This window comes from Bartonella sp. AP1QHHD (assembly GCF_042196265.1).
Taxonomy (GTDB): Bacteria; Pseudomonadota; Alphaproteobacteria; order Rhizobiales; family Rhizobiaceae; genus Bartonella.
In genome coordinates this window covers 1-4,018 of the sequence record NZ_JBHIPW010000055.1, presented here as the reverse complement: position 1 = coordinate 4,018, position 4,018 = coordinate 1, and the positions used below count along the sequence as shown (strand labels likewise).

At 43.1% G+C, this 4,018-nt stretch carries 3 protein-coding genes and 2 pseudogenes; all 5 read right to left on the bottom strand.

The annotated features are described in order from the left end of the window. A pseudogene (locus ACFIME_RS05820) lies at positions 1 to 95 on the bottom strand (phage antirepressor Ant); the annotation flags it as partial. 303 nt (positions 96 to 398) lie between these two features. Continuing rightward, positions 399 to 1,653, bottom strand: a pseudogene (locus tag ACFIME_RS05815) (phage late control D family protein). Beyond that, positions 1,650 to 1,874 (bottom strand): tail protein X, encoded by a 225-nt coding sequence (locus tag ACFIME_RS05810; protein ID WP_375627624.1) that lies wholly within the window; start codon positions 1,872 to 1,874, stop codon positions 1,650 to 1,652. The pseudogene ACFIME_RS05815 and the gene ACFIME_RS05810 overlap by 4 nt, the downstream one beginning before the upstream one ends. Further along, positions 1,871 to 2,251 (bottom strand): phage tail protein, encoded by a 381-nt coding sequence (locus ACFIME_RS05805; protein WP_375644094.1) that lies wholly within the window; start codon positions 2,249 to 2,251, stop codon positions 1,871 to 1,873. Before ACFIME_RS05805 ends, ACFIME_RS05810 begins: the two co-directional genes overlap by 4 nt. 5 nt (positions 2,252 to 2,256) lie before the next feature. Next, the coding region (locus tag ACFIME_RS05800) for a phage tail protein (RefSeq protein ID WP_375684637.1) at positions 2,257 to 4,018 on the bottom strand (1,762 nt) is incomplete at its 5' end.

Sequence of the window (4,018 nt, the reverse complement as noted above, 5' to 3'; positions counted from 1 at the left end):
TTTACTTCTAAAAATGCGTGTAATTCGCGAGCGTTAACAGTTTGAACTGTTTCCTGTCCAATTATTTGTTCTGATATTTTTATAAGAGTGTTCATGATGAACTCCTAGATGTTAAAGTTTTTGATTGACACTCAATAGAGAGTGCCGGGTGCTCAAAAACACGGCATCTAGTCCGTCGTTATGCCTTTCCCAAAAGGGTATTGTATAGCATAACCACACCCGACAAGACCTTTATATGCCACGGCATATAATGAGTCAAAATCTTTAATGTTCAGAAGATTGATTATTTCGGCAACCAATCCGCTAGATGTTTTAAGGTGTTTTTGAGGCACCTGATTCGATTATTCATATTGTCGCCACATTGTCAAGTAACTCCTGATAATTTTTTGATATTTTTGCTAATTGATATCTTCCTCATCCATATGGATGACGCCTTCACCTTCGTCGCATGCGTTTGGTGGAGCGTTTGGATCAAGGGTATCATCCTTGTCTGGTGTTGTGTTTGCAACGTTTCCAGCCGCATCTTCTTGTGATGCATCAAAAAGTTCGCATNCGCCATTCTGCTGGAATATAGGGGCGGAAAGGGGGCTCTTGAACAAGCTTTGCTTCCGCTTGTACAAAGGGATCACCACCAATATCACATGAGAAAGAAGACTTACCGCGTGATGATTTATTGCGATAAGCCGCAATGGCCGCAACAGCTTCTGATTGATTGTGGTAGGTGTATTTGAGTTCATGAAAAGGCTCTTTACCAACCTTGACTTCTTTTTTTTCACCAGTGCGAATATCGTGATAGTTTGCAATAACACCGCCTTTTTTCTCTTCTTCTTGCTCTTGATTTTCAGGTGTTTTGGCTTCCGTCTCTGCTTTAGGCAAATTGGGGGCGTCACTTTCATCCATATGGATCACATCTTCGCTGTCATCAATTTCCTCTGGTTCTCGTGCATCAGCGGCGGCTTTTTGATCATCTCCTGCATCTGTCTTTAATCCATTGGCGGCACCTGCTTCATCGCGTGCACTGTATTTAAAATCCCAAGAGGTACATTGTTTTTCATGGATGACAACGACGGGCAGTGTTTCACCGGTGATGGCTTTGCCTTCACCCCGTTTGGCAAGCACCAATTTGCCATCAACGGGTTTTGCTACCGCATCATACTCTTCTGCAAGGCGCGTAGCAAAAGCCATATCGCTTTCAGCTGTTTGGTCAATGTGACGCACAACGATTTTTGCAAGAGAAGGATCAACCTTTGGCGTATAGCCATTACGCTCTGCTATCTCTTGAACAATACTACCAAGGGTTTTTTGGTGATAGGATTGGCTTTTTGGAGTTCTGTAAGACGTGTTCATGGAGGCGGCGCGCCCTGTCACACTTAAGCTTTGTGGTGGGCTGCTCACAGAGATTTCGTCTATCAGATAGGCTCCCATATCGCGATTTTTTCCGCCTTCATAGCCAAGTGTTATGGAAATAACTGTCCCGATGAGAGGGATATCAAGAAAGCCGTTATCGCTGTCACGTGCGCGGTCATCAAGCTCTATAGTGATACGATCACTTTTGTTTTCTGCTTCATCGGTAATTTCAATTGATAAAACATAATCCATGAGCGTTTTGGTGATATCTTCTCCATTTGCCAGAACCATGCAAAAAGGTTTCATGATTGACTGCCCCAAATTCTGATCACAGGTGTGGCTTTCGGATAGGGGAGGGGTGGTAAGAGTATCGTGATACCTGCTTTTAAAATGGGTCCATAGTCTGCAAGCCCCAAATTCGCTGCATAGACGCGTTCAACAGCAAGTGCTTGTTGACCTTTGGTATAGTATTTCCAGCAAATGGCATCCACCATATCGCCATCTTTGGTCATATAAAGGTCACTCATAGGTCTTCACCATATTCTCTCAACTTTATTGTAAATTCTTGTTTTTTGGGGGTGCCATTATGATGAAAAACGCTTTGTTTTTCCTCTACAGAAAGAATGACAAACTTACCTAAGATTTTGCCTTGACCGCTCACAAGAATGTGAGGTCCTTCATGTGCCATTTGTCGTAAATATTCAAGCTGTCTGTGACCACCTTTGAAATCTGGATAAATCACACCAGTTAAAGAAAATTCCGCATTTGCAACAGCAGGCAATTGAAGAGCAGCCTTTCTCCCCAATCGCCCTTGCTCGACCCATGGAACCCCATAAGACATATCAAGAGTTTGATAAGCTGCTGTTTCAATCGAAAAAATAAAACCACCTAAAGCTAACATCATGGTATTTAATCTGAAAGGCTAGAGGCTATGGCTAAACGTTGCTGTTTTGCATAGTGTTCAAGTGCTTGATTGACAGCGTCTCTGATTTCGTCCTTGAGACCATTTGGTACTGAAATATTGAGATTTGTAATGGTTACGCGGGCGTCTACTTCAACGGGTTTGTGAACCGTAATGGGCTTGGGAGCTTTGAAGGCAGCCACTTTTGCATTTGTTGCCTGCATTTGTCCTGTTTCAATGACACCTGTATTAAAGCCACTCTTGCGTTTTTCAGGCGGGGTATTTGTAACCACTGCTGTATCCAGCATTTTTTTTGCTCGAGTATTGGTTTCTTCAGTAAAGGTTTTAATGGTTTGGGTTGAAGTCTTATTGATTGAAACATTAAAGCCTAACTTTTCTTTCATCCAATTAGGCATCCAGCTGGTTAAACTGCTTATCATGCCGCTAAACCATTCGGATAGGGCTTGCCACTTGCTTTTGATACCTTCCCAAAGCCCGTTAATCAGATTGGCTCCTGCTTCCATTAAATCAACGCCAAGCAACCATTTAATGAGTTCATTGATTCCTTTTGCTATCCAAGAGAGTGGTGAAAAGTTTTTAAAGAGTGTCAAGAGGTTATTGAAAACGTTACTACATAAGCTCGCAAAAGAATTCCACAAGTTGCTTATGAGGCTTACTACCGTATCCCAGTTTTTATAAAGCAGATATCCAATGCCTACAAGAGCTGCAATGCCACCAATGATCCAACCGATAGGTGTGGTCATAATAGCAACACCAAGCGATATAAAAGCAGAACTAACGGCAGTTATTGCCGAAATGAGTGAACCTACAAGAGTTACAGCAAGACCAGCAATTGCGGAAGAAGCCGAGACTACAGCTGAAAATAGCGTTCTTGCAAGAGTTTTAGCAAGACTAGCAAAAGCTGCACTAACCGAACCTATGGCTGAAAGCAGAGACCTTCCCAGAGTAGCAGAAAATCTCATAAAAGCTTTATCTGCTGCGATTATTTTTGAGAGCAGGGATTTTCCAAGATTTGCAGCCAGACCGGTAATTTTAGAACCAACAGAAGTGAAGGCTGAAAGCACTGGTCCTGAAAGAGCGAAAGAAAGCCTGATAAAAACTGCGCTCACTATGGCTAGTGATGTAAGCAGCCAGCCATTGATTTTGTCCCAATTTTTGTAGAGCAAATATCCAGCGCCTACAAGAGCTGCAATGCCACCAATTAGCCAACCAATCGGTGTCGTCATGATAGTATAGCCAAGGGTGACAAACGCTGCTCCCGCTGCGGCTAATGCGGCAATGAGTGGACCAAAAATGAAGGAACCAAGTGCCACAAGTCCTACCTTAAAGAGGGTTATTTCACCAATCAGAGGTTCTAGCCATTGGAACCAGCCTTTAATCCTCTCTGTGAGATCACTGATGCCTTTTCTTAAATCAGAGGTAGGATTAAGCAAATCATTAAGGACTTTTTTTAAGGTTTTTGCCCAGCTCGCAACAGTTGTTTGAATGAGGTCGCGGTTTTCATCAATCAACTTTGAAAAACCGTCAATCATATCATTAATCACGGGCATGAAACGCGCGCCAATAAAGCTCGCGATACCGCCTATTTTTTTCTTAAAAGCACCAAGCTTGTCACTCAAATCTGCGGCATAGCGTGCGACATCGGCACCTATCAGCCATTTTCCTTTCCGCGCCTTTGCAAACAGCTCTTTAATGGGTGCCATGCCTTGTGCAAGCATGGTCGCCATTTCTTTACCATCGCCCCCAAAC